Origin of the sequence: Streptomyces sp. NBC_00078, assembly GCF_026343335.1 — a bacterium.
Lineage (GTDB): Bacteria > Actinomycetota > Actinomycetes > Streptomycetales > Streptomycetaceae > Streptomyces.
This window is the reverse complement of the sequence record NZ_JAPELX010000001.1, coordinates 1-21,824: the sequence shown is the minus strand read 5'-3', so window position 1 is coordinate 21,824 and position 21,824 is coordinate 1. Positions and strand designations below refer to the sequence as shown.

Below are 21,824 nucleotides of genomic sequence, written 5' to 3'. Positions count from 1 at the left end.
CGATCACTGTCGGTCCCGCACCGATGTCACGCAGGACGGCGGCAGAGCGTACAGAAAGAGGAGACTCACGTGCGTGCAAGGATATTCCCCGGCCAGGGTGCCCAGCGGAAGGGAATGGGAGAGGACGTCTTCGAAGACTTCCCCGAACTCATTGCGCAGGCCGACGAGATACTCGGCTACTCCATGGCCGAACTGTGCCTCCAGGACCCGGAGGGAAAACTCCGGCAGACCCGCTACGCACAACCCGCCATCTACTTTGTCAACGCCCTGCTGCACCTGCGGGAGAACGGTGAACCCGACGGCTTCGAGTACTTCGCCGGACACAGCCTGGGCGAGTACAACGCCCTGGTCGCGGCCGGAATGCTGGAGCTGACGGACGGGCTGGAACTCGTCCGGCGGCGCGCGGAGGCGATGGCCGGCGTCACTGGTGGCGGAATGCTTGCCGTCATCGGACTGACCCGGGAACAGGTCGAATCCCTGCTGTTCGCCGAAGGGGTGGCGGCCGTCTACCTCGCCAACTGGAACTCCGACCGGCAGCTGGTGGTGGCGGGGGACCGAGCCGGAGTGCGGGCGTTCGGCAAGGCGGCCGCCAGGAGCGGCGCCACCAAGGTGACACCCCTCAACGTCAGTGGCCCGTTCCACACCCCCCTGATGAACCCGGCCCGGCTGCGGTTCGACGAGGTGCTCGCGCAGTGCGCCTTCAAACCGGGTGATGTTCCGGTCGTGTCGTCCGCCACTGGCGAGATCGTCGACCACACCGGTGCCCGTGACCTGCTGAGCAGCCAGATCAGCACCCCGGTGCAGTGGGTCGGGGCGGTTCGGACCCTGCGGGAGCTCGGTGTAACCGAGTTCAGCGAAGTCAACGGCACCACCCTGACCAGACTCGACAGCGAGATCCACTGACCCCATACCCGCGGACAAGGAGCAGGAATGACATGTGACATTGCCATCGTCGGTATGTCGGTCGAACTTCCCCAGGCGAAGAACACCGACGAGTTCTGGGACCTCGTCGTCTCCGGTCGCAGCGTGAGCCAACCCTTCCCGGAGAACCGCAAGAAGGACATCCTCGACTATGTACGGTACGTGCGCAGTGTCGCCGTGAAGCCGTCGGCCGACACCTCGCTCGAATTCCACGACGGCTACTTCCTCGACGACATCGCGAACTTCGACTACGAGTTCTTCGGGATGACACCCAGGCAGGGCGCCATGGCCGACCCGGTCCAGCGGATGCTCATGAAGAACGCCTATCTCTCCCTCGAGGACGCCGGATACACCGGCGCCCGGATCCAGGACCAGAACACCGCCGTCTTCGTCGGCTACTCCGTCAACCCGGGGCAGACGTACGTGGACTTCCTGACCCGGGCCGACCCGTCCCTGACCCCGCTCAGCCTGACCGGGAACATGGGCACGATGCTGGCCAACCGGATCTCTTATCATCTGGACCTGCACGGGCCCAGCATGGTCATCAACTCGGCTTGCTCGGCCACCCTGGTCGCCTTGCACCAGGCCAAGAACGCCCTGTTGGCCGGCGACTGCGACCTGGCCGTCGTCGCGGGTGCCCGCATCTTCCTCGCCCCCCTCAAGAGCCCAGACCGCAACATCGGCATCGAGTCCTCCGACGGTCTCACCCGCCCCTTCGACGAACGCGCCGACGGCACCGGCTTCGGTGAGGGCTCCGGCGCGCTCGTGCTGACCCGGCTCGACCGGGCCCGCGAACACGGCGACCAGATCTACGCCACGATCAAGGGCAGCGCCGTCAACCACGACGGCCACTCGGAGATGATCACCTCCCCCGACGAGGCGAGCCAGACCCGGCTGCTGCTCGAGGCCTGGGACGACGCCGGTATCGACCCGCGCACCGTCGGGTACGTGGAGGTGCATGGCACGGCGACACGCATCGGCGACCCCATCGAATTCGAAGGGCTCCGCGGGGCGTTCGGCCAGCATACCGAAGACAAACAGTTCTGCGCCGTCGGCACGGCCAAGGCCAACGTGGGGCACCTGTTCGAGGGCTCCGGCGTCATCGGGGTGATCAAGGCCGCGCTCACCGTGAAGAACGGGACAGTGCCGCCCATGGCCAACTTCGAAAAGCCCAACCCGAAGATCGACTTCGCGGACGGCCCGATCTACGTCCCCACCACCGCAGAGCCCTGGAACCCGGCCGGGGGGGAACGCTACTGCGGTGTCAGCGCGTTCGGCATCGGGGGCACCAACTGCCACGTCGTCCTGGGCGATGCCCCGAAGGAGTCGGAGACGGCTGCCCGGCAGGCCGTGGACGGCCCGCAGATCTTCACACTCAGCGCCCACAGCGAGCGATCGCTGCGACTGCTCACCGACACCTACGCCCGCTTCCTCAGCACGGAGGCCGCCGACCGGCTGAATTTGCGCGACGTCTGCCACACCGCCCGTGTCTCCCGCTCCGCCCATCGGCACCGCCTGGCCCTGCCGGTGTCGAGCATCGGAGAACTGCGCGACGCACTCAGGGCGCTGATCGAGGGCCGGAGCGCCGAGCTGCCGGCCGTGTACTCGAACCTGGACGACTGGTCCGGACCGGCACAGCCGGACGACTCACCGCTCGCCCGCTACGTACGCGGTGAGGACGTCGTATGGAACGAGCACGCGGGCACCGCGGCCGGCCGCATCGTCCAGCTGCCGCCCTACGCCTTCGATGAAAGCCGTTGCTGGTCGCCGTTCCCGGACACCTGGGCGGAGCGGACCTCCACCGGCGCGGCACCCCGTGAGCAGGACAATCCCGTCACTCACGACATCGTCTTCCAGGAGGAGCCCCTCGCGGACGACCGGCCTGGCATGGTGCGGGCGCTGGCTCTCGTCGATCCGGCAACCGATGCCGAGGCCCTGCTGGGGACACCGCCCGCCGGGGACCTCGACATCCTGCGACTCGTGGCGTCGGGCGCCGACATCACCGCGGGCACCTTCTCCGCCACGGAGGAGGGCCTCCAGGAGGTCGCCGCCCGCGTCCTAAGGGGCGGATACACCCACATCGTCCACGCCCTCGCCCTGGAGGACACCGAGGCGCCCGACATCCAGGCCCTGGACCACCGCGTCACCAAGAACCTCTACAGTCTGTTCCTGCTGAGCAAGGCCCTGATGAACACCGGGGTGCGGGGCCGGATCGTCGCCCTCACTCGAAGGGCCTGCGCCCTCACGGACGGGGCGGCCGTCGCCGCGCCGGAGAACTCCGCGCTTGCCGGCCTCGCCAAGGTGATCGGACGTGAGTTTCCCTACCTCAAGACCCGGGTCCAGGACGTGGACGAGCACGTCACCCCCGACCTGCTGTGGCGTGAGATGACCCGGCCGGAACCCGGTCTGCACCTGCTGCGCGAGGGGCGTTCCTACCACGAGGTCTTCGAGGAACTCCCCGAACTCGGCACCGGATCCGAGGAGGACTACCTCCGGGCGGGCGGCACCTATCTCGTCACCGGTGGTACGGGCGGCATCGGACTTGCCGTCAGCGAGATGTTCGCGACACTCCAGCCCGACATCGACCTCGTGCTGGTCAGCCGCTCAGGCGCACCTGACCGGGCGGACTGGCAGCGGCTGATCGCGACCCATCCCGACGGGAAGCCGGCCCGGGTGGCCCGGACCCTGACCGAGATCGAGGGCATGGGGGCGCGCGTCCACGTGTACGCGGCCGACGCCGGTGACCCCGACGCGCTGCGGGCCGTCGTCGAGGACGTACAGCGCACATTCGGCCGGATCGACGGCATCGTGCACGCGGCCGGCATCCCCGGGCGGAATCTGATCTCGCTGCGCGATCCGCGGGACTTCGCCGATGTCGTTCGGCCGAAGATCCACGGAGCCTACGTCCTGAACAAAGCGACCGAAGACGTGAGTCCGGACTTCATTCTGCACTTCTCGTCGGTCGCCGTCGTCTTCCCGTCCTCCGGGCAGGGTGACTACGCGGCCGGCAACTACTACCTGGACACCCTCGCCTGCATGGGCCGGCGCGACGACTGCCATGTCGTCGCCGTGGACTGGGTCGCCTGGCGAGAAGTCGGCATGGCCGTCGACTACGGGAGTAAGCTCGACACGACCTTCAAGGCGGTCTACACCAACACCGGCATGGGCATCATCGACAGGATGTTGCGCTCCCGTCGGCGCCGTGCGTTCGCCGGGGAGGTCAACTACGACGGCAACCTCGTGCACATCTTCAAGTCGTTCGACATGGTGCTCGGCTCCACCGTGAACACGAAGATGAAGCAGGCCGAGAGCGATCTGAGGGACCGTCTGCGCATCGCGTCGGAACAGAAGCGCAAGCAGATCGACGCGGTCTCGGTGGAGCTGACCGGGCGCCCCGACGGCGTCTACCGCGAGGCCGAAACCACCGTCGCTCGCTGCTTCGCCGACGCCCTCGGCTACCCGACGCTCGACGTCGAGGCCGACTTCTTCAACATCGGCGGCGACTCCCTGATGGCCACCACCGTCGCGTCCAACATCGCGACCTGCCTGCAGATCGAGTTCGACGCCGCCGACCTGCTGATGGAGCGCACCGTCTCCGCCGTCGCGGACGCGGTCGAGCTGATGCGGGAAGAAGCAGCGGAGGAGAGCCCCGTGTAGTGGGGCGCCGAACCGACCGGACCGGACTGAGTCGAGTCCGGTCCGGCCCACGGGCTCGCAAAAGGTGGGGTCACATGACCGAAGACCTACTGAAACGCAAGACACAGAACGACATAAAGCAACACTCCGAGCGGCGATCGCTCCTGGGATTCAGCCTCCCGATGTCGGTCGCCAACTACGTACAGCAGTCCTACCTGTTGGCGGACAGTATCATCGTCGGCCACTACGTCGGCGTCGGCGGGCTCGCCGCCGTGGGCGCCGCCCAGCCGATCTTCTACCTTGTCAACGCCGTCTTCCTCGGGCTGGTGAGCGGTTTCGCCATACGGTTCGCCCGGATGACCGGCTCCGGCCGGGCCGAGAGCCGGCAGGACGCCGTGATCGGCCTGGCGGCGTTCGCCGTCGTCTGGGCCGTGCTCTGCATCGCCCTGGTCTTCGCCGCCACGGGCTTCTTCCTGCGTCTGATGGGGATCCACGGTGCCGTGGCCGACGGCAGCACAACTTATCTGCGCACCCTCTCCCTCGGTTTCGTCGGGGTGTTCGGCATCGGTGCGCTGGGCGGCTTTCTGCGCGGGCTCGGCGACTCCCGCACCGTCATGTACATCATGGTGTTCAGCAGCCTCCTCAACATCGGGCTCGCCTGGAGCTTCGTCGCCGTGCTGGGGATGGGAGTGCGCGGGGCCGCCCTGGGCACCGTGGCGGCCAGTTCCGTGGCCTTCCTCGCGGGGCTGGTGCTGGTGGCCCGCCGGCACGGCATCCACCGCTACCGCAGCACCCTCCGCGATCTGGCCCGGCAGGCCGGCTCCTCGCTCCGGCTGGGCTTCCCTGTCGGCATCCAGCACGTCATGCTCTCCCTCGGCACCATGGTGCTGACGTCGCTGATCGCGCCGTTCGGAACGGCCGCCATAGCCGCGTTCAGCATCGCCGCCCGCCTGGAGACCCTGGCCGGCCGGTTCTATCTGGACCTGTCCGGCGCGGTCACGGTCTTCGTGGCCCGGTACGTGGGGGCCGGGGACACCGAGCGGGCCCGCAGGGTCCTCCTGGAGGCGCTGCGTATCTGCCTGTGGGCGACCCTCGCGGAGTCCGTGCTGGTGATCCTGGTACGGCACGGCATCGCCGGAGCCTTCACCGCGGACGCCTCGGTCCGCGGGATCGTCGGGTCGTACATCCTCATGAGCTATCCGTTCTTCCTCCTCTACACGGCAATGGCGGTCGTCCACGGCTTCTTCAACGGCATCGGCCGGACGGTCTTCCCGCTGGTGTGCACGATGCTGTCGTTCCTGGTAGTCCGCGTCCCGACCGCGTCGGCCCTGAAGGGGCCGCTGGGCCTGGACGGCATCATCTGGGCGGTCCCGATCGGCTGGTTCGTCGGCCTCGCCTACACCGCGTTCACCGTCCGCCGGTACCTCCGGGACGCCGGGCGGCTCATACCCGTCCAGCCCGACACCACCTGAGTCCCGCCTGCCCGAGGAGCTGTCCGCCCATGACCGCCGACACAGGCACCGAGGCTGCCCTGTCCACCGCCGCACGGGTCGCGGAACTGCACCACGTCAAGCACGAGGCCCTGCTGGGCCCTGGCGACGCCGCCACCGAGGCACAGCACGCCAAGGGCAAACTCATCGCGCGCGAGCGGCTGGCACTGCTGCTGGACGACGGCTCGTTCCACGAGATCGAGCCGCTGCGCAGGCACCGGGCGACCGGATTCGGCTTGGAGGGGCGCCGGCCGTACACCGACGGTGTCGTCACCGGCTGGGGCACGGTCCACGGCCGTACCGTGTTCGTCTACGCCCATGACTTCCGGATCTTCGGCGGTGCCCTGGGCGAGGCCCACGCGGCGAAGATCCACAAGGTGATGGACCTGGCCCTCGCGGCCGGCGCCCCCCTGGTCTCGCTCAACGACGGGGCCGGTGCGCGTATCCAGGAGGGGGTGACCGCGCTGGCGGGCTACGGCGGCATCTTCGTCCGCAACACGCGCGCGAGCGGTGTCATCCCGCAGATCAGCGTGATGATCGGACCCTGTGCGGGCGGGGCGGCCTACAGCCCCGCGCTGACGGACTTCGTCTTCATGGTCCGCGAGACCTCCCAGATGTTCATCACCGGGCCGGACGTCGTCCAGGCCGTCACCGGGGAGAAGATCTCCCAGAACGGGCTGGGCGGCGCCGACGTGCACGCTCGGACCTCGGGCGTGTGCCACTTCGCCTACGAGGACGAGGCGACCTGCCTCGACGAGGTCCGCTATCTGCTCTCCCTGCTCCCGGAGAACAACAGGACGCCCCCTCCCGCACACGCCACGGCGGATCCGGCCGACCGGCGGTGCGAGTCCCTGGCCGACCTGGTGCCCGCGGACGGCAGCTGTTCCTACGACATGCACCGGGTCATCGAGGAGATCACGGACGACGGCGAGTACATGGAGGTCCACGAGCGCTGGGCGCCCAACGTCATCGTCGCCCTCGCCCGGTTGGACGGGCACACGGTGGGTGTCGTCGCCAGCCAGCCCCAGTCCCTGGCTGGCGCCCTGGACATCGAGGCCGCGGAGAAGGCGGCCCGCTTCGTGCAGATGTGCGACGCCTTCAACATCCCCCTGGTGACCCTGGTCGACGTGCCGGGTTTCCTGCCCGGGGTGGACCAGGAACACAGCGGCATCATCCGCCACGGAGCGAAACTGCTGTACGCGTACTGCAACGCCACCGTGCCGCGAGTCCAGTTGATCCTGCGCAAGGCGTACGGCGGCGCCTACATCGTCATGGACTCCCGCTCCGTGGGCGCCGACCTCTCCTACGCCTGGCCCACCAACGAGATCGCGGTGATGGGCGCGGAAGGCGCCGCGAACGTCGTCTTCCGCCGTCGGATCCAGGCCGCCGACGACCCCGACGCCATGCGCCGACGCATGGTCGAGGAGTACCGGGCCGAACTCATGCATCCCTACTACGCGGCCGAACGCGGCCTGGTCGACGACGTCATCGACCCGGCGGACACCAGGTCCGTACTCGTACGGGCGCTGCGCATGCTCCGCGGGAAACACGCCGAACTGCCCCCTCGCAAGCACGGGAATCCGCCGCAGTAGACCACCCTTCGAGACACGAGGAGACCCGCACATGACGGACCGAGCGACCACCGGGACCCCGCTCATCCGCATCGAGTCCGGCAACCCGGACGAGGAGGAACTGGTCGCATTGACTACGGTGCTTCTGGCCCGGACCGCGGGCACGGCCATCGAGCCGCCCGGCTCCGGCCCCGACTCTGTGCCGGTGACCCTGTGGACACGTCCCGAATGCCGGGCCCCGTACCGGTCGCCCACCAGCTGGCAGCGGTGACACCGCGCCGCGGACAATCCCGGGCGGGAGGTCCATAATCGGCCTGAATTTCCAGTCGGATGATTTCGGTACCGGCGGACCATTGCTTTTTCCGGGGGCCAGTGGAGAGTATGGCGCGGGAGATCGTCCCGGCTATCCGGAGGAGTTCTGTGGCGAGCGCTGCGGCGGCGGAGTTGCTGCTGGGCGGCATTGTCGTGGTCGGTGCGTCCGTGCAGTGGCTCACTGGAATGGGGTTCGCGCTCATCGCGGTGCCCGCACTCGTTCTGGTGCTCGGGCCGGCCCAGGGTGTCGTCCTGGCGAATTGCGCGGCCGGCGTCATCAGCGTGGTCGGACTCACCACGGGTTGGAGACGGGTGCGGCTCGGCGTGATGGTGCCCTTGGTCATCGCGTCCGCATGTACCGTGCCGGCGGGCTCCTGGGTGGCCGCCTGGCTGCCCGAACCCGTACTGCTGGCAGGTGTCGGCATTCTGGTGACCGTGGCCGTGGCATTCGTGATGGGCGGGGCGCGTATACCCGCCCTGACGGGGACCAAGGGGGCGGTGACCGCCGGAGCGGTGGGCGGATTCATGAATTCCGCAGCCGGCGTGGGCGGACCACCGTATTCCCTGTACGCGGTCAACGCGGGCTGGCCGGTCCGGGAATTCGTGCCCAACGCACAGTTCTACGGGATAATGGTGAACATTTTCTCGGTCGCAGCCAATGGCATGCCGCGACTGAGTGGGACCGCGTGGACGGTGGCCGCGGCCGCACTGGTGACGGGCGCCCTCATCGGCAGGGCGGCCGCGCCGAGGATTCCGGAACACCGGGTCCGGCGGCTCATCCTCACACTGGCGCTGACCGGCGGCCTCACCGTCCTGGGCAAGGGGCTGTGGGCGATGTGGTGACCTGGGCCGGCCGTACTTCCCGGGCGGTACGGCTAGGCCAGTGGTTCGCCGTGCTCCAGATACGCGGTCGTCCCGGCGGCGCGCGCCGACATCGCCGCCTCGATCCGTCTGATGAGCCGGGTCATGAGCATCTCGGGATCCGAGGTCCGCTCCGGCTCGTAGAAGGCGAACCCGGACGCCGAATCCGGGTTCATTCTGATCCTCGCCTGGGCCTTGGCGTCGAGGACCGCACCTTCGAAAACGAAGACGATCTTCTCGTCGTCGCCGGCGGGCGCCCAGTCGACCACGAGAGCGCGGCCCACCGGAAAGTCGACGCCGAGTTCTTCCTTGACTTTGCGCACAACCGTTTCATACGGGGATTCTCCGGGCGGGACATAGCCGCCTGGAATACCCAGAAACTTGTCTTCTCTGTTCGTCGGTTCGACCAGCAGGATGCGACCTTGCTTATCGAAGAAGAGGACGCCTGCGGCGACGCGGGCACGAGCCATGGATGAATTGCTCTGCGAATCGGCCACCGTGGAATCGTCTGACCGTGGGTGAGTCGATGTCAAGGGGTGCGATCAACTGTGTGATCGCCGTGAGCGGGCCGGAGTCGGTATGGATGAAATAAGAGGATCGTCGCAAATATTTTACGTTTACGCTACGAAATCGTTGTGATAGCAACTACTCGGCCAGGTAGGCCAGGATTCGACCGGGGGTAGTACATCGTGATTATCGATTCACATGTGCACGTGGTCGCGAAGATCGGAACCCATGCTCCATCCCTTAATCGTCCGGTGGACGATTCCGCGTGGTACAGAACCCATCCTGTGACGGCGGAGGAATTGATCGCCCTCATGGACGAGGACGGCGTCGAACGGACGATTCTGGTCCAGCCGATCCAGGTGTACGGCAGCGACAACGGTTATCTCGCCGCCGGCTGCGCGGCATACCCTGACCGCCTGTGGGGCGTGGGCGTGGTGGACCTCGGCGAACCGGAAGCCTCGTGCACGGCCCTGCGCCGACTGGTCCGGGACCAGGGGCTGGCCGGGGTCCGGCTGAACCTGGCGACCGGGTCGGACTCGGTCGACCCGCGCTGCCACTCCCTGCTGGAATGCGCCGAGGACCTCGGCACCCCGGTCCTGATACGGGTCACCCCCGGGCAATTACCCGGGCTGCCGGACCTGGTCAAGAGGTTCCCCGGGGTCCGGCTGATCCTCGACCACTGCGGATTCGTCGACTTCGCCGACGGCCCCGAAGGCAGCGGCGCGGCCCCGCTCTTCGACGTCGGAGCCCACGACAACCTGTACGTGAAGGTCTCCACCATGAACCTCTACGCCCTTCGCGAGGCCGGCGTCCCCGGCGCCCTCCTCTCCGAGCTGGGCCGCTGCTTCGGTACGGATCACCTGGTCTGGGGCTCCGACTTCCCCCACACCCACGACCGCGGCTACGCCCAACTCGTCGACTACGCCCGCGATGTGGCCCGGGTGTTCCCGGACGACGGCGCGGCGGACTACCTCGGCCGGACCGCCGCGCGGCTATGGTGTCCCTCCGACGTGATCCCGGCCGGCCGCTGACATGGGCACGAGGCCCGGTGGACCGGACGCGCCGCACCAGGGCGCGCGGCCCCCCGTACAGCCGCGCCGCGCCCAGATCGCCGTCGTCGGCTTCGGCAACGCCGGCCGACAGCACGCCGCCGCCATCGGTGTCCTGGTCGCCCTACGGCCGGCCGCCGTGGTGGAGACCGACCCGGAGGCCGCCCGACGGGCTGTCGAGGCGGGCCTGACCGTGCGCCCGCTGCCGGAGGTGCTGGCCGACCCGGCCGTCGCGGCGCTGGCCGTGTGCCTGCCGCCGGGGCACCGCCCACCGGTCCTCGCGGCGGCCATCGCGGCGGGCAAGCACCTGGTGGTGGAGAAGCTGCCGGCCCGGTCGCCCGCGGAACTACGGGAGATCCTCGACGCCGCCGCCGGCGCGGGGCTGTTCAGCACCGTGATGTTCCAGCACCGTTTCGCGCTGCCCGGGCAGCTGCGGGTCAAGGCACCGGAGCGGTTCGCGGACGGGATCGGCCACCTGCTCATCTCCCGCCCCCGCTCCGACAGCCACTACCGGGAGGGCTGGCGCGCCGAACCGGAGGCGGCCGTCGGCGGGGTGAGCGTCCACCTCGGCGCCCACTACATCGACCTGGCCTGCCAGTTGCTCGGCGAACCCGTCGAGGTGACCGCGCTGTCCAGGACCGAAGCCGTCGCGGGCATCGACACCGAACTGCTCGGCCATGTCACGTTCCGCTCGGGCGCCCGGCTCACCGTCACCGTGACCTGCCGGGCCGCCGCCCGCTTCGAACAGCTCACCGTGCTCGGTCGCCGGGACTGGGTGGAGGTGCGGGCCGGCGCCACCGTCGGCGAACTCGACGGCAGGCCACTCGCCTCGGCCGCCCGCCCGGCGGGCGAGCTGCGCCAGGACGTCTACCGCGAACTCACGGAGGCGCTTCGCGGCGGTCCTGCTCCCGACCTGTCCGCTCTGGCCCGCAGCACCGGTGTCGTCGCGATCCTCGACGGCCTGCTCGGCACCCCCGTGGGCACCACCGCCCCCGTGGCCGCCCCGTGCTGAGGCCGAGTCACCCCGAACGAGCCCGGGGGGAACCAGGAGGAGAGCAGAGCCGCATGACCGCACCCCGCTCCGTACCCGCCCCGCCGCTCGGCTACTCCTCCGGCACACTGCCGCAGGCCGGTCCCGAGGAGCTCGCCCGGGCCGTGCTGCACGCCGGTGGCACAGGCGTCGACCTGCGCATCGGCAAGGGGCACGGCTGGGAACGGGACGGCGCGGGAGCCGGCATCGACCGGATACGGCGCACCGGCGCCGAGGTCTTCTTCGTCGGCGTCGGCTGGCGCCTGGGCGACCCCGCGCACTGGCCCGTCGCCACCGAACCGGTGCCGGAGCCGTACCCCGTCAAGGTGTTCTGCGCGGAACGCCCGGACCCCGCCGTGGTGACCGACCAGCTCGCCGCCGCCGCCGAGGCCGGCGTCGAACCCTGGGTCGAGACCCACGCCGGCGGCCCCGACACGGCCGGACTGATCGACCTCGCCGAACGCGCCGGCGTCGGCGTCCTGGTCGACCTGCTCGGGCTGGCCGAGATCGGCGGCGCCGACCGGGCCCAACTGCGCGCACTGGCCCCGTTCGTACGCGCCGCGCAGGTCAAGGGCGTCCACCGCACCGCGCAGGGCACCCGGCACCGCCCGCTCTCCCCGCACGACCTAGCCGACCTGTCGTACCTCCTGGAGCTCGGCCGGCTGAGAGCGGTGACCGTCGAATCACGCGCCGGCACACCCGACGCCGATCTGGCCGTGCTCGCCACGGCACTGGCCTCACCCGCCCCCTGAGGGGCGGCCGGCACCCCGACCGGCAGCACGGACCTGCGCGCCGTCCGGGCCGGGACACCCACGATGCCGTCTCCTCCGTCTCCATCCCGCCGCATCCGCCAAGCCAGGAGCAGCAATCCATGAAACTCGCCGTCATCGGTGACGAGCTCTCGCAGGACCCCGAACTGGTCGCCGACACCGCAGCCCAGCTCGGATTCGCCGGGGTCGAAGTGCGGTCGTACGACGAAACACCCCCGCACGAGCTGACGGACAACCAGATCTCCCGCATGCGCGGCCTCCTGGACGAGCGCGGACTGGCCGTCGCCGGCTTCGCACCGCCCGTCTTCAAGGGGCCGGTGTCCACCACCGACGAGCAGCTCGCCGAGGCCCGCGAGGTGCTCGTGGAGTCCTGCCGGCGTGCGGTGCGCCTCGGCACGCCCCACGCGCGAATCTTCAGCTTCTTCGCCGAAACCGATCACGCCCCCGAACCGCTGCGCGCGGCACGGGTCGTCGCCGCCCTGCTGGAGGGCGTGGTCCCCGGGGTGCCGCTGATCCTGGAGACCGAGTCGCGCAGCAACACCCCTCACATGCGGGACGTCCTCGATTTCCTCGACGCACTGGGCCGCGACGACGTCGGCGTGCTCTGGGACCCCGCCAACGCCGTACGCGGCGGCTGGGGACAGGTGCGCTACCCCTCCGACTACCTGATGGGCCGCCATCTCATCCAACACGTACACGTCAAGGACCCGGACGGTACCAACGGGTACGTCAGGCTGGGCGACGGGGACCTGGACTGGCCGACGATGCTCACCCGGCTGGCCGAGGACGGCTACACCGGCTACCTGAGCCTGGAGACCCACTGGCGTCACGGGCGGGTCCTGTCGCCCGCCAACCGCGACCGGCCCTGGGGCGAGGACTTCTCCCGGGACGGCTTCGCGGCCAGCGTCGAGTGCATGCAACGGCTACGCGACTGGTGCGACAGGCTTCCCGCGCTCGTGCGGGAGACCTCGTGACTGCCTCGCCCGCACCGGTCGTACTGCTCGGCGCGCAGCGCTCGGGCACCACCGCGCTCGCCGACGTGCTCGACCAGGCCTTCGCCGCCGCCGGCGGCGTCTTCACCGTCAACGGCAAGCTGCCCTACCTCCTGCACCGCTGGTGCACCCAGGCGGACGTGCAGGGTCGGCATCTGCGCACGGATGAGATCCTGCACGCCCTGCACCGCAGGCCGCCCTACGGCCGGCACAGCGAACAGTGGCTGGGGACCGTCGAGAAGGTCCTGCGCGCCGCCGCCGCCGAGGTGGCCGCGGGACGCGTCACCGACGCGTCCGCGCTGCGCGGACGGCTGGTGCGACAGGCGTACGCGGGGACCACCCGCTACGGCGACAAGTACAACGAGTACCTGCTGGAACTCGACCAGCTCGCCGACACCCTGCCAGAAGCCCACTGGGTGCTGCTCATCCGCCACCCGGCCGCCGTCGCCCGCTCCATGCTGCGCTGGACCGGCGACCGCCCCTGGCGGCCCGGCACCCGGCGGGACGCCCTGGAGAAGTGGGCCGCCTGGCACCGGCCGTGGCTCGCGCATCCCACCACGCGCGATCCCGCCCGGCGCACCGTCCTGGAGTACACCCGGGTGTGCGCCGGCGAGGACCTGCACCGGCTGTCCGAGGCGATCGGCCTGGACCTGCTCCCGCACGCCGGGCAGCTCGCCGAACGCACCGGCGCACTGGACGACGAACCGCTGCCCGCACACATCGACCGGCTGTGGCGGACGCTGCTGGACCTGCGCACCCCCCAACCCATGCCGCAGGGGAGGACTCGATGAGCAGAAGTCCGGCTCTGCGCCGTACCGCCCTGCGCCGCCTGGGCGTGCCCGAGGCACCCGCGGCAGGGCGCTGGGCCCTGGTCGCGGTCGTCGACGCCATCGGTACGGGCATGTTCCTGCCGATCTCCGTTCTCTACTTCACCGTCGTGGTCGGCCTGAGCGCCGGCGCCGTCGGCGCGGGCCTCGGCATCGCCGGTCTCGTCGGAAGCGTCGCCACCCCGCTGTCCGGCACACTCATCGACCGGTTCGGCGCCCGCAAGGTGGTGGTCTGCTGCTGGGCGGCCGGTGCCGTGGCCTACGTCGGCTATCTCGGTGTGCGCGACTGGGGCGGTCTCGTCGCCGTGGCGAGCGTCGCGCACGTGGCCGACCGTATGGTCAATCCGGCCCGCAAGGTGTTCCTCACCAGCATCGCCGACGCCGAGGATCGGGTGTCCCTGATGGCCTTCCAACGGGCCGTCCTCAACGTCGGCTTCGGGCTCGGCGGCCTGATCACCGCGGCAGTCCTGGCCATCGGTTCGGACACCGGCTACCACGCGGTGCTCGTCGCCAACGCCGTCTCCTACGCCGGGGCCATCGCCCTCGTGCTCACCGTCCCCGTCATCCGCCCGCTCCGGCCGGACCGGCCCCCGGAGGAGGGCCGCCCCCGGGCCGGCTACCGGCAGGTGCTGGCCGACCGGCGTTACGTGAGCCTCGCCGTGCTCAACATCCTCGTGCTGGTGTACTCGACCGCCTTCACCATCGGCATGCCGCTGTGGGTGTACGAGTACACCAGTGCTCCGGCGGGCCTCGTCGGCCTGCTGTTCACCTTCAACACCGTGCTGGTCGTGCTCCTCCAGATACGCGCGGCCAAGAGCTGCACCTCCCTCGCCCAGGCACCGCGCGTCTACCGCGTCGCCGCCGCGCTGTTCGTCCTGGCCGCGCTGGGCTACTGGGCGGCCCACCGCTCCGGCGGCGCCACCGCCGTGGCGATCGGCCTGCTGGTGCTGGCGGTCCTCGCCCACACCCTGACCGAACTCCTCGGCGCGGTCGGCGAATGGACGGTGTCCATGACGCTCGCGCCGGAGCGGCTGCGCGGCCGCTATCTCTCACTGTTCGGGCTGAGCCTGTCCGCCCAGGAGGCGATCGGCCCGGCCCTGGTCACCGCCCTGATCGCCGCCGACGCGGACCTGGCCTGGTTCGCCCTGGCCGCGCTGCTCGCGCTCGGCTGCCTGCTGTCGGCATGGCTGGTGCGCACGGCTGTCGGGCCGGACGCACCGGACGACCCCGCCGAAGCACCCACCGACGCCAAGAGCGCAGCTCCGTCCACGAGTTGAGTACACCGCCGATTCCGGGCAGGAACCGAGACCGTGATGAAAGGACCCAGTCAACGTGACGGAATCCATCGACCTCGGCCAGGGCGCCCTCGCCGCACTGCTCGCCGACGTGTGGGAAGCGGCCCTGGGCAAGCCGCCCTCGGGCCGGGACGCCGACTTCTTCGCCGCCGGGGGAGACTCGCTGCTGATGGTGCGCAGCGTGACCCAGCTGCGTACAGCAGGCGTCAGCGCCGGACCGGCCGACTTCCTGCACGGCCGCACCTTCGCGGGCATCCTCGCCCGCCTGCACACCGACAACGCCGAGGTGCGGCGGCCGTCCCCCCGGCCGGCCGCCGGCCGTATACCGCTGCTGCCCTGCCAGACGCGCTGGATCTCGCAGGCCTTCACCGACCCCGACCACTTCGGGTTCGTCTGGGTGTTCGAGATACCCGAGACGACCCCGGACGGCGACAAGGTCGACGCCGCCTGGATCGAGGCGGCCCTCCGCCGGCTCACCGACCGGCACGAGGCGCTGCGCACCCGCTACCTGCCGGACGGGCCCGACGGCCCGGTCGCGGAGGTCCTTCCCCAGGCGCCGGACGGCCTGCTCACCGTCGACACCGACGCCGCCGCGCTCGCCGAGGCGTTCGAACGGGCGGTGCGCGGCCACCGGCTCACGGAGGGCCGGGTGTTCAACGCCCTCTGGCTGCCGCGCCGGCACTACCTCCAGATCGCCGTGCACCACCTCACCCTCGACGGCTACTCCCTGACCATGCTGGCCGACGAACTGGAGGACGCGCTGACCGGCCGGGCCCCCGGTGCACCCGCCGCCCAACCCCGCGACCTCGCCACCGACCTCGCCGCATGGCTGGCCTCCCCCCGGGCCGAGGAGGACGCGGCGCGCTGGAGCGCCCTCGGCCTGTCCGACGTCCCCCCGGTGCCCACCGACTCCACGGGCGCAGGCCCGCTGTCCACCGCCACCGCCGCCACGGCCGGTCTCGACGAGGAGCACACCACTGCCCTGCACACCGCCGCCGGGCGGCTCGGCCACCCCGTCGGCCTCCTGGTGCTGGCCGCCGTCGCCCGATCCGTGGCCGAGCGGTTCGGCCTGCCGGCGGTCAGCGTGGACACCTACCACCACGGCCGGGACACCGTCCCCGGCGGACACGACACCACCAGCGCGCTCGGCTACCTCCAGTCGACCTACCCCGTGGTGATCCACACCGGTGCTCCCGGTTCCTGGCCGCAGGACGCCCTCGACGACCTGGCCGCCGTGCCCCGGGCCAAGTTCGGCTTCGACGCCCTGCGGTACTCCGGGCACCCGCTGCTGGCCACCGCCGGGCCGGGCAGCGGGATCCGGCTGAACTTCCGCAGCCGTATGAACCAGGTGAACGACCGGGTGGGCCGCTGGCTGCGCCCCGCCGACGTGGCGGGCGGCAGCCGCCGGTCGGCACGGCAGCGGGAGCCGTGGGTGCTGAACGTCGAGGGCGACGTCGTCGACGACCGGCTGCTGCTGACCATCCGCTTCAGCACCGACCACTACGCCGAGGAGACGGTACGACGGTTGCTGGACCGGGCGATCACACTCCTGCCCGAACTGGCCGCCGGCGGAAGTGCTCCCCGGTGACCGCCCGGCCCGCATCCGCCGGACTCGACGTCCTGCTGCCACTCGCCGCGGACGTCCTGGGGCTGTCCGCCGCCGAGCTGCGAGAGCGCTGCGAGCGGATGTCCTTCGCCGCGCTCGGCGGCTCCTCCCTGCAGGCCGTACGGCTGGCGGGCGAGGCCGCCAGGGCGGGCTCCGACCTGCCCCTGCATCGAATACTCGGCCGGGAACCCGTCGGCACCGTGCTGCGCGCCGCCACCCCGCTGCCGCCCCCCGCGCCCCTGCCCCCGGTGACCGAACCCGCGGCCGTGCGCCCGGTGCTGCCTGGACAGAACGGCATGCTGAGCGTCGAGACCATCGCCCACGGCCCCGCCTACCACCTGCTGTTCACCGCCGAGATCGACGGCGCCCCCGCCGCCGCGGTGGCTCCGGCGCTCACCGCCCTGACCGAGCGGCACGAGGGGCTGCGCACCGCCTTCGTCCCGGCCGACGCCGACACCGGCAGGATCGGCCGCCGGGTCCTCGCACACGCCCGGCCCACCGTCCGGCACCAGACCCTGCGGGCGGCCCACGGCACGGACCCGGTCACCGTCGTGCACACCCAACTGGCCGGCGCGAGCGAGACACTCCTGCGCCCCTACGAGCGCCCTCCGGTTCACTTCACGGTCACCACCGTCACCCGGCCCGACGCCTCCGAGCGCGTCCTCGTGTCCGTCCTGGCCCACCACGTGCTGCTGGACGCCTGGTCGTTCGGCGTGCTCTTCGACGAACTGGCCACCCTCCTCGCCGGCCAGGACCTGCCGGCCCCCGCGCCCAGCCCGGAGAGCGTACTCGCGGCACACCGGGCGCGGACCACCGCCGCGGACCGGCGTGGGACCCTCCGCAGCCGGGCCGACCGGCTGCGGAGCGCCCCCACGTGCTCGAACTGCCGACCGACGCACGGCGCCCGGCCCGGTGGGAGGCGGCCGGCGGCCGGCTGACCGCGGCGCTCGGCCCGGCCGCGACCCGGGCCTGGCGCAACCTCGGCCGCACGACCGGCACCACCGGTACCGTCGTCCTGCTCGCCGCCTACGCGCTGGCCCTGGGCCGCCGCAGCGGTGCCACCGAACTGCTCGTCGGCGTGCCCGTCGCCGGCCGCCAGGACCCCGCCGTCCGCGACGTCCTCGCCCCCTGCTCCCAACTCGTGCCCGTCCACTGCGTCCTGGACGACACCGCCACCGTCACCGAGTACGTCGTGGCCGTCTCCCGCGCGCTCGGCGAGGCGGTGGCCGCCTCCGACATCCCGGTGGAGGACCTCGTACCGGCCGTCGGTGTCCGGCACGACCGGCGGCGCAACCCGCTCGTCCAGTTCGTCCTCGCCGCCCACGACGAGCTGATACCGCACCGCGTACGACGCGGCGACATCACCCTCTACCCGCACGAAGGCCACTGCCACGGCGCGCCCTTCGACGCCACCCTGTACGTGCAGCGCACGGGCGACGAGCCGCGGCTGGCCCTGGAGTTCGCGCACGGGGCGCTGCTGCCCGAGGAGGCGTCCGACCTCCTGGCCGCCGTCGAGCGGACCGTCGAGGAACTGGCCGACCGGCCCACCGCGCCGCTGGCCGAGGTCAGGACCGTCTCCCCGGCCCACCAGGCCCGCCTGGACGCACTGCGCGAAGGACCGCGGCTGCCGCCGGAGGTCGCCGACAGCGACCTGTGGTCCCTCGTGCTGGCCACCGCCCGGGCACATCCGGGCGCCCCGGCCGTCCGTGACCAGGACACCGCCCTGACCTACGCCGAGCTGGTCCGGGCCGTGACCGCCCAGGCCGCCGCGCTGACCGACGCCGGTGTCGGGGACGGCGACGCGGTGCTGCCGGCGGTGGAGCGCGGGGTGTCCGAGGTGGTTGCCGTACTGGCCGTCCTCGCCGTCGGCGCCCACTACGTCGCCGTCGACCCCGCGACCCCCGACGAGCGGTTACGCGCGCTCCTGGAGGTGCTGCCGCCGGCCGCCGTCCTCTCCACCGCCGACCGCGTGAGCAGCGCCTTCGCCGACCGTGTCGAGACCGTGTGCCCGGGGCCGCCGCGCCGGGTCGCGGCCGTGGCCGCCGACACCGCGTCCCGGACCCCGCGACCGGCCGTCGAACCGCCCGCCCCGCGCGGCGACCGGGTCGCCTACGTCGCCTTCACCTCGGGCTCGACCGGAGTACCCAAGGCGGTGCGGGTGCCGCACCGGGCCGTGGCCCGGCTGGTCTGGCCGTCGCCCAGCCAGGTCGTCTCCTGCGGCCCCGGCCGGCGCATGCTGCGCCTCGCTCCGCTCGCCTTCGACGCCTCCACCCTGGAGCTGTTCGCCCCGCTCGTCGGCGGCGGCTGCGTCGAGGTTCACCCGCCGGGCCTGGTCGCCCCCGCCGAACTGGCCCGGTTCCTGCTGGAGCGGGAGGTCGACGTGTTGTGGCTGACGGCCGGCCTGTTCCGGCTCATGGCCGACTACGCACCGCACGGATTCGCCCGCGCCGCCCACGTCCTCGCGGGCGGGGACGTGGTGCCCCCCGAACAGGTGCGCGCCCTGCTCACCCGCTACCCCGGCCTGCGGGTGACCAACGGCTACGGGCCCACGGAGAACACCACGTTCAGCACCGTGGCGCACTTCGACGACCCCTGTGATGCGACCGGCCCGCTGCCGATCGGCACGCCGATCCCCGGCAGCGGCGCGCTGGTGCTCGACCCGTCGGGGCGGCCCGTACCACCCGGGGGGACGGGGGAGTTGTACGTCACCGGGCTCGGCCTCGCGCTGGACTACGCAGGCGACGCCGAACGTACGGCGGAGGTCTTCCGGGTGCTGGCCGACGGCGAGCGCGCCTACCGCACCGGCGACCTGGTCCGGCTGACCGGCGCCGGAGCGCTGAGCTTCCTCGGCCGCGCCGACCGGCAGGTCAAGATCCGGGGGTTCCGAGTCGAACTGGACGAGATCCGCCAGGCGTTGGCAACACTGCCCGGCGTGCGGGACGCAGCGGTCGTCGCCGTCGGCGCGGACGCCTCCGAGCGCCGGCTGGCAGCGGGGATCGTACCCGACGGCCCGCACCCCCTCCGGCTGACCGACCTGGCCACGCGCCTGACCCGCACCCTGCCCGGCCACTGTGTCCCCGCGCTGTGGTCGGTGCTGGACGAAATACCCCTGACCGCCAACGGAAAGGCGGATGCGGCCGCCGTCGCGGCGGGGGCCCGGCCGCTGGACGAGGGGGACACCGAGCAGCCCTGCGGGGAGCGGGACCCCGAGCCGGGCGCCCCCGTACCCAGCCCCGACCCGTCCGTCGTGCCGGGTCCCGCGTCCGCCCCAGACCCCGCCTCGGCCCCGGGTCCCGCCTCCGCCCCGGACCCCGCGTCCGCTCTGGCCCGCGCCGCCTGGAGCCAGGTTCTCGGCCGGGCGCCCTCCGGGCCGGACGCCGACTTCTTCCGGGCCGGCGGGGACTCCCTGGCCTTCGCCCGCCTGGTCGCCTGGCTCGGCAAGGAGCACGGGGTGCGCCTCAGCCCCCGTGAGCTGTACGCCTCGCCGAGTTTCCGCACGCTGTCCGAACTCATCCGGCCCGAACTGGCCGAGGCTGGAGGCCGCCCGTCATGACACCGCTCGCCTTGCCCGAGGAACACCCGGACCACCCGGCACGGACCGTACTCGTCGTCCCGCACGCCGGCGGCGGCTCCGGGACCGCCAAACCCCTGCGGGCCGCGCTCCCCGACGACTGCCTGGTCGCGGGCGTGGTCTTCGGCGGCCGGGAGTCCCGCTTCCCGGACGAGCCGCCGACCCGGCTCACCGACCTGGTCGAGGACACGGTCACCGCCGCGGAGGAGGCCACCGCGCTCACCGGGAGGACGCCCGTGCTGCTGGGGCAGTGCTCCGGCGCCCTGGTCGCCTGGCTGGCCTCGATCGAGCTGGCCCGGCGCGGCCGGCCCGCCCCCGGCCTCGTCGTGGTGTCCCGGTCGGCCCCCGCCTGGCCCGGTGAGCTGCCCGACGCGACCGGCTCCGACGGCGACTTCCTGCGTCAGGTGACCGACATGGGCGGCGTTCCGGAGGAGGTCGCCGCCATGCCCGAGCTTCTCGACCTGCTGCTCCCGTCGCTCCGGGCCGACTTCACGGCCCTCGCCGACTGGCGGCCCGAGCGTACGGACCCGGCGGCCGCGTCGCCGGTCCCGGCGCTGGCGCTGTACGCCCCGGACGACCCGGGCTGCCCGGTCGAGTCCGTCGAGGCGTGGCGCCCCTGCGTCGGCGGCCTCGACGTCGCACCGGTGAAGGGCGGCCACCTGCTGCTGGCCACGAACGCGGGGGGCGTCGCCGAGCGACTCACCGCCTGGTTGTCACAGACCGCTCCGGAAGGGAACCGCCGTGCTGGAAATGGCTGATGTCGTTCTGACCCTGGGACCGGACGGCGCCGAACGGGTCCTGCTGCGCGGCGCCGACCTGCGCGTCGCCGACGGTGAGACCGTGCTGATCGGCGGACTCGACCGCGAGGCTCGCCGAGGCCTCACCTCACTGCTCACCGGGCGGCTGCGCCCCACGTACGGGACAGTCCGCGCGGCCCGGGTCCGGTCGGGCGCCCTCTGCGGCCGAGGGGGCGACCGGGGCGACCTGCCCCGGGCGAGCGAGGTACTCGTGCTCGACGGCGGTGACCGCCCGGCCACGACGGGCGGCGGCACCCCCCTGCCGCAGCAGCCCGGCGGCGCGGTGCTGGTGCTCGGCGGGCTCGGCTGGACGACCGCGCCCGTCCCTGGAGCCCACCGGGCCCTCGTTCTCCAGGGCGGCCGCTTCCTGGCCGAGCCGCCACGTCTGGCACCGCCGCCGGCCGTGCGCATGACGCCGGAGGAGGTACGACGGCGCACCCGGCGGTCCCTCACCGAGGCGGGCGCCGGCCCGGCGACCGCCGATCTCGTCGCCGGTGTCCTCGTCGACGCCGACCGGCGCGGCCATGCCTCGCACGGCGTCGCCCTGCTGCCGACCTATCTGCGCCGCATGGCCGACGGAGGCATCGTC

The 21,824-nt window shown here is 71.8% G+C and carries 18 protein-coding genes; 17 read left to right on the top strand and 1 reads right to left on the bottom strand.

Annotation, left to right across the window (positions count from 1 at the left end; all coding sequences use genetic code 11):
* Nucleotides 1-69 precede the first annotated feature (69 nt).
* The 6 genes from OOK07_RS00090 (at nt 70) to OOK07_RS00065 (ending at nt 8,773) form a co-directional block, all read left to right on the top strand.
* The gene (locus tag OOK07_RS00090) at nt 70-903 is read left to right on the top strand and encodes an ACP S-malonyltransferase (protein ID WP_266794563.1); all 834 of its coding nucleotides are present in this window, start codon (nt 70-72) and stop codon (nt 901-903) included.
* Nucleotides 904-930: 27 nt separating this feature from the next.
* Nucleotides 931-4,578, top strand: coding sequence for an SDR family NAD(P)-dependent oxidoreductase (locus tag OOK07_RS00085; protein ID WP_266794562.1), 3,648 nt, complete (start codon nt 931-933; stop codon nt 4,576-4,578).
* 74 nt (nt 4,579-4,652) lie between these two features.
* Entirely contained in the window at nt 4,653-6,029 is a 1,377-nt protein-coding gene (locus OOK07_RS00080) for an MATE family efflux transporter (protein WP_266794561.1), read from the top strand.
* Between the two features lie 29 nt (nt 6,030-6,058).
* The gene (locus OOK07_RS00075) at nt 6,059-7,639 is read left to right on the top strand and encodes an acyl-CoA carboxylase subunit beta (protein ID WP_266794560.1); all 1,581 of its coding nucleotides are present in this window, start codon (nt 6,059-6,061) and stop codon (nt 7,637-7,639) included.
* 31 nt (nt 7,640-7,670) lie between these two features.
* On the top strand, nt 7,671-7,889 hold the full coding sequence (locus OOK07_RS00070; RefSeq protein ID WP_266794559.1) for an acyl-CoA carboxylase subunit epsilon: 219 nt from the start codon (nt 7,671-7,673) through the stop codon (nt 7,887-7,889).
* A 149-nt stretch (nt 7,890-8,038) separates the two neighbouring features.
* Nucleotides 8,039-8,773, top strand: a complete 735-nt coding sequence (locus OOK07_RS00065; RefSeq protein ID WP_266794558.1) for a sulfite exporter TauE/SafE family protein — start codon at nt 8,039-8,041, stop codon at nt 8,771-8,773.
* A 32-nt stretch (nt 8,774-8,805) separates the two neighbouring features.
* On the opposite strand, the gene OOK07_RS00060 is transcribed toward OOK07_RS00065, so the two are convergent.
* On the bottom strand, nt 8,806-9,288 hold the full coding sequence (locus OOK07_RS00060) for an NUDIX domain-containing protein (protein ID WP_266794557.1): 483 nt from the start codon (nt 9,286-9,288) through the stop codon (nt 8,806-8,808).
* 192 nt (nt 9,289-9,480) lie between these two features.
* On the opposite strand from OOK07_RS00060, the gene OOK07_RS00055 reads away from it, so the two are divergent.
* From OOK07_RS00055 to OOK07_RS00005, 11 genes are all read left to right on the top strand, one after another.
* Nucleotides 9,481-10,329: an amidohydrolase family protein gene (locus OOK07_RS00055; RefSeq protein WP_323182904.1), complete on the top strand. Its 849-nt coding sequence runs from the start codon at nt 9,481-9,483 to the stop codon at nt 10,327-10,329.
* A gap of 1 nt (nt 10,330) precedes the next feature.
* Nucleotides 10,331-11,359 carry a Gfo/Idh/MocA family protein gene (locus OOK07_RS00050; RefSeq protein WP_266794556.1) on the top strand — a complete coding sequence of 343 codons (1,029 nt, stop codon included), beginning with the start codon at nt 10,331-10,333 and terminating at the stop codon, nt 11,357-11,359.
* Between the two features lie 53 nt (nt 11,360-11,412).
* Nucleotides 11,413-12,129, top strand: a complete 717-nt coding sequence (locus OOK07_RS00045; protein ID WP_266794555.1) for an IolE/MocC family protein — start codon at nt 11,413-11,415, stop codon at nt 12,127-12,129.
* Nucleotides 12,130-12,248: 119 nt separating this feature from the next.
* Nucleotides 12,249-13,121: a sugar phosphate isomerase/epimerase family protein gene (locus tag OOK07_RS00040; RefSeq protein ID WP_266794554.1), complete on the top strand. Its 873-nt coding sequence runs from the start codon at nt 12,249-12,251 to the stop codon at nt 13,119-13,121.
* On the top strand, nt 13,118-13,930 hold the full coding sequence (locus OOK07_RS00035; RefSeq protein WP_266794553.1) for a sulfotransferase: 813 nt from the start codon (nt 13,118-13,120) through the stop codon (nt 13,928-13,930). The genes OOK07_RS00040 and OOK07_RS00035 overlap by 4 nt, the downstream gene beginning before the upstream one ends.
* A complete protein-coding gene (locus OOK07_RS00030; RefSeq protein WP_266794552.1) occupies nt 13,927-15,243 on the top strand; it encodes an MFS transporter in 1,317 nt (438 codons plus the stop codon). Before OOK07_RS00035 ends, OOK07_RS00030 begins: the two co-directional genes overlap by 4 nt.
* A 55-nt stretch (nt 15,244-15,298) precedes the next feature.
* On the top strand, nt 15,299-16,849 hold the full coding sequence (locus OOK07_RS00025; protein WP_266794551.1) for a condensation domain-containing protein: 1,551 nt from the start codon (nt 15,299-15,301) through the stop codon (nt 16,847-16,849).
* Nucleotides 16,846-17,805: a condensation domain-containing protein gene (locus OOK07_RS00020; protein WP_266794550.1), complete on the top strand. Its 960-nt coding sequence runs from the start codon at nt 16,846-16,848 to the stop codon at nt 17,803-17,805. The genes OOK07_RS00025 and OOK07_RS00020 overlap by 4 nt, the downstream gene beginning before the upstream one ends.
* A complete protein-coding gene (locus OOK07_RS00015; protein WP_266794549.1) occupies nt 17,742-20,420 on the top strand; it encodes a non-ribosomal peptide synthetase in 2,679 nt (892 codons plus the stop codon). Before OOK07_RS00020 ends, OOK07_RS00015 begins: the two co-directional genes overlap by 64 nt.
* Nucleotides 20,417-21,196, top strand: coding sequence for a thioesterase II family protein (locus OOK07_RS00010; protein WP_266794548.1), 780 nt, complete (start codon nt 20,417-20,419; stop codon nt 21,194-21,196). The genes OOK07_RS00015 and OOK07_RS00010 overlap by 4 nt, the downstream gene beginning before the upstream one ends.
* A partial coding sequence (locus OOK07_RS00005; protein ID WP_266794547.1) for an Ldh family oxidoreductase occupies nt 21,189-21,824 on the top strand: 636 nt, incomplete at its 3' end. The genes OOK07_RS00010 and OOK07_RS00005, both read left to right, overlap by 8 nt.